This window comes from Microcoleus sp. PH2017_34_RAT_O_A (assembly GCF_020737885.1).
Lineage (GTDB): Bacteria > Cyanobacteriota > Cyanobacteriia > Cyanobacteriales > Microcoleaceae > Microcoleus.
The window spans coordinates 1-3,296 of the sequence record NZ_JAEQDD010000188.1 but is presented as its reverse complement, the minus strand read 5'-3'; the positions used below and the strand labels follow the sequence as shown (position 1 = coordinate 3,296).

The 3,296-nt window shown below is 44.5% G+C and carries 4 protein-coding genes; 1 reads left to right on the top strand and 3 read right to left on the bottom strand.

The window, feature by feature from the left end; genetic code table 11:
• Positions 1-136: 136 nt before the first annotated feature.
• Both JGK11_RS32555 and era read right to left on the bottom strand, forming a co-directional pair.
• A complete protein-coding gene (locus JGK11_RS32555; RefSeq protein WP_293187165.1) occupies positions 137-424 on the bottom strand; it encodes a type II toxin-antitoxin system Phd/YefM family antitoxin in 288 nt (95 codons plus the stop codon).
• A 174-nt stretch (positions 425-598) separates the two neighbouring features.
• The gene (era, locus tag JGK11_RS32550; protein WP_293209091.1) at positions 599-1,510 is read right to left on the bottom strand and encodes a GTPase Era; all 912 of its coding nucleotides are present in this window, start codon (positions 1,508-1,510) and stop codon (positions 599-601) included.
• A 506-nt stretch (positions 1,511-2,016) separates the two neighbouring features.
• On the opposite strand from era, the gene JGK11_RS32545 reads away from it, so the two are divergent.
• Positions 2,017-2,436 carry a hypothetical protein gene (locus JGK11_RS32545; protein WP_293187163.1) on the top strand — a complete coding sequence of 140 codons (420 nt, stop codon included), beginning with the start codon at positions 2,017-2,019 and terminating at the stop codon, positions 2,434-2,436.
• A 372-nt stretch (positions 2,437-2,808) separates the two neighbouring features.
• Here JGK11_RS32545 and JGK11_RS32540 read toward each other — a convergent pair whose 3' ends face one another.
• A complete protein-coding gene (locus JGK11_RS32540; RefSeq protein ID WP_293187164.1) occupies positions 2,809-3,075 on the bottom strand; it encodes a hypothetical protein in 267 nt (88 codons plus the stop codon).
• Positions 3,076-3,296: the final 221 nt, after the last annotated feature.

The window sequence follows — 3,296 nt, the reverse complement described above, 5'->3', positions numbered from 1 at the left end:
ACAACGACTAGGAAAGCTTTCCAGTTTGAGCATTATTTCATAACAGCCCCTAACCCAACGATAGGATTTTTCAGGAGCATTGAGCTTGAGCCACAAAAAGATATTTTCTATGTCATGAATAGCAGTAGGAGATATCTCAACTCGGTAGGTCATATTTTTTTTGAAGCTCTTCAAAAGCTTGATGAATAGAAACCCCTTTACCTTGATCAAATTCCCCTAAGCTTTGACGAATACCTGCAAGAGTTTCAAGAATTTCTAACCGATTAAGTAGTTTTTCATAACTTTCCGCATCCTGAAGCACAGCAACCGCTTTACCATTAATGGTAATTACTATTGGTGTTTTATCTGTTTCAAACTGATGAAGCAACTCAGGAGCTTCCTGTTGAAATTGATTCAGGGGACGGCTATGGGAGAGGTTAAGCATGGTGTTCACTTTTTTTGAGTGTTGTTAACAAGTTAGCAAAATATTATTTTTTATTGCCTAAGTTATAAAGGCACCTCAATCCCCAACTCCTCACAAAACCCCCGAATCACCCGATCGCTACCACCAGCCGCCACTTTCAGTATAATCGCGAACATCCCGCAAACCACTAAAATTTTACTCTTCCACGCGATAGCCCAATTCTGCCAAACGGGTGCGGGACTGCCGCCATTTCGGCTGCACCTTGACAAATAACTCCAAATATACTTTACCTTCAATTAACTTTTGAATCTGTTCCCGGGCCGCACTGCCGATCGACTTGAGCATACTGCCGCTTTTACCGATTAAAATACCTTTTTGGGAATCCCGCTCGACGTGAATCGTCGCCAGAATGCGGGTAATCTTCGCTTCTTCTTGAACAATGTCGATCGCGATTGCTACAGAATGCGGCACTTCTTCCCGCGTCAGCAGCAAAATCTGTTCCCGAATCAACTCGCCCATAATAAACCGTTCCGGCTGATCTGTGACCAAATCGGGCGGATAATAATAGGGGCCTTCCTCCAGATGTTGGATTAACAATTGTTGCAGCGGTTCCACACCCTCGCCCGTGAGAGCCGAAAACTTGACTACAGGCCACTCAGGATTCACAATTTGTTCGTAAGTGCGATCGATCAACACGGAATCCTCCGGTTGTTCGTCCAGCTTATTCATCCCCAAAATCACTGGAATTTTGCAATTGCTGAGAATTTCGATAATATATCGATCGCCCCCACCCGACTCCACCGAACCATCCACCACAAACAGCACCACATCCACCGACTGAATCGCCGCGCGCGCATTCTGCACCAAAACCTTACCCAGTTGGTGATGTGGCTTGTGAATTCCGGGAGTATCGACAAAAATAATTTGTGCTTCCGGCGTCGTCAGGATGCCCCGCAGCCTGTTGCGCGTCGTCTGAGACACCGGCGAAGTAATGGCAATTTTCTGTCCTACCAACTGATTCATCAGGGTGGATTTGCCAACATTCGGGCGCCCGATAATACCCACAAAGCCCGACTTGTAGCCCGCAGGAGCCGCGGGAACACCCATGATTTCCGATACGTCGATAAATTTACTATCTTCCACTAAAATCACCTATTTTCAAGCCCCTTCTCTGTCTATTGTCGCCTGAAAATACTCAAACGCCCATTGATGCACTCTAGCATCTTTCTTCCGCTGGTATAGCGCATAACACTCAAAGGGCGATCGAGCCGTCAACCAGTGTTAAAACGCCACAGGCGATCGACAAAACTTGATATCTGAGACAAAATTTGATAAAGTTCCAATGACATCGATCGAAAATGAATCATTCTGGTAAAATCGAGTCCCCAACGCTGTAACAACTTCAGATGTGTAAATGTCTCACTCAACTGAAACCATTCTACAGTTTGTCAGACCAACCAGTTTGTACGTTTTTGAAGATGTATGGTAATAAATTAGATGGGTCAAAACCAAGATAAAAGTTCATTAGCATTAGATTTTTTATAAATTAAAGCTAATGTTTTTGTCCCTACCTAATTAGTGCTAACCGTCATAAAGTTGAGGAGATGAATCGGATGAAATCGAAATTATTTTGGAGTTGCTGCACCGTATTGGTAGCCAGCTTGCCTATTCCTGCCTTCGCTCAAACAGCCCCTCAAGCAGGTATTGACTACAAAGGCGGCTCAAAGAACTACCAAACAGTACCGGGCAAAATTCCTGAAAGAACTTTACCCAAAGCCTTTGACTTTCCAATTATTACTAATGTTGCTACTGACACTAGCATCACCACAGATCACCTAATTACCGAGCAGTTTCGCGCGCCCGCGACTCGTACAGAATACACCCGCGCTCTCACCACCTGGTCAGAATCTATCAGAGAATGTCTGGGTAAACAGCCCCGCTTGATCCGGGCCAGCACCAAGAACCCGATTCAGATTAATGGCAAAGTAGGCACGATTGTCAGAAATGCAAATAACCGTGCAGTTTGCAAATAAGCGAGTAAGTTCCGCTGTCTGAAGACAAAAACTAGAAAGTGTTTTTACACAAAAAGAGCAATAGTTTTCTATTGCTCTTTTTGTTGGCAAAATGTCAATGAATTAGTTTGTAGTGAGGACTTCAGTCCTTCTTAATTTCTGAGGACTCGCATTCCTCACTACAAACGAGATAATGCAGAAACCTGGTTTTTTCCAAAAATATGCTGTGAAACCTGAAGGATATAGATTTCAAACTATAATTTTCGATTAAGGAATGAGAATTAAATAACTTCGACAGGTTTGTGGGATGGGCGTCCCGCCCGTCCAAAAACGACGGGCGGGACGCCCATCCCACAATAACAATTAAAATTGTAAGTTATTTAATTTGCGATCCTAAGTAGCGCAAAATTCATTCGTACTCAGCAAAATTTCCCCATAATCAGGAATCCAAGCCAGCCACTTTTGGTCGGAGCACTGACACAACAACCACGCTTCGTCAAAACTGAATGCTGTTGGCGGATTGAACAATTTGACCCACATCGAAGGAGCCAATTTTGGTGCAGGTACGGCGCAGCCAAATTTTGCCCAGTCCAAGGCACTCGCGGCGCTGGCTAGCGTTGCTTGCGGTTGCCGACTACGAATATCTGTTTGCAGTTGCATAACTACTCCTGTAGAGCTAAAAGTCAGCACGCCTTGCGGGGTTTGAAACTGTAACTTAATTTATGGACAAAGCTACCCATCCTTGACTATTTGGGTAGCTTTTTGAGCAAATTGTGGCGGCGCGAGACTATTTGCCCCTGGTTCAATTTGTTTTTGCCCCCGTGCCATTGGATTACAGATGCGGGCGTCTTGCGTCAGAGGAATCTGCGTTTGGAATCATT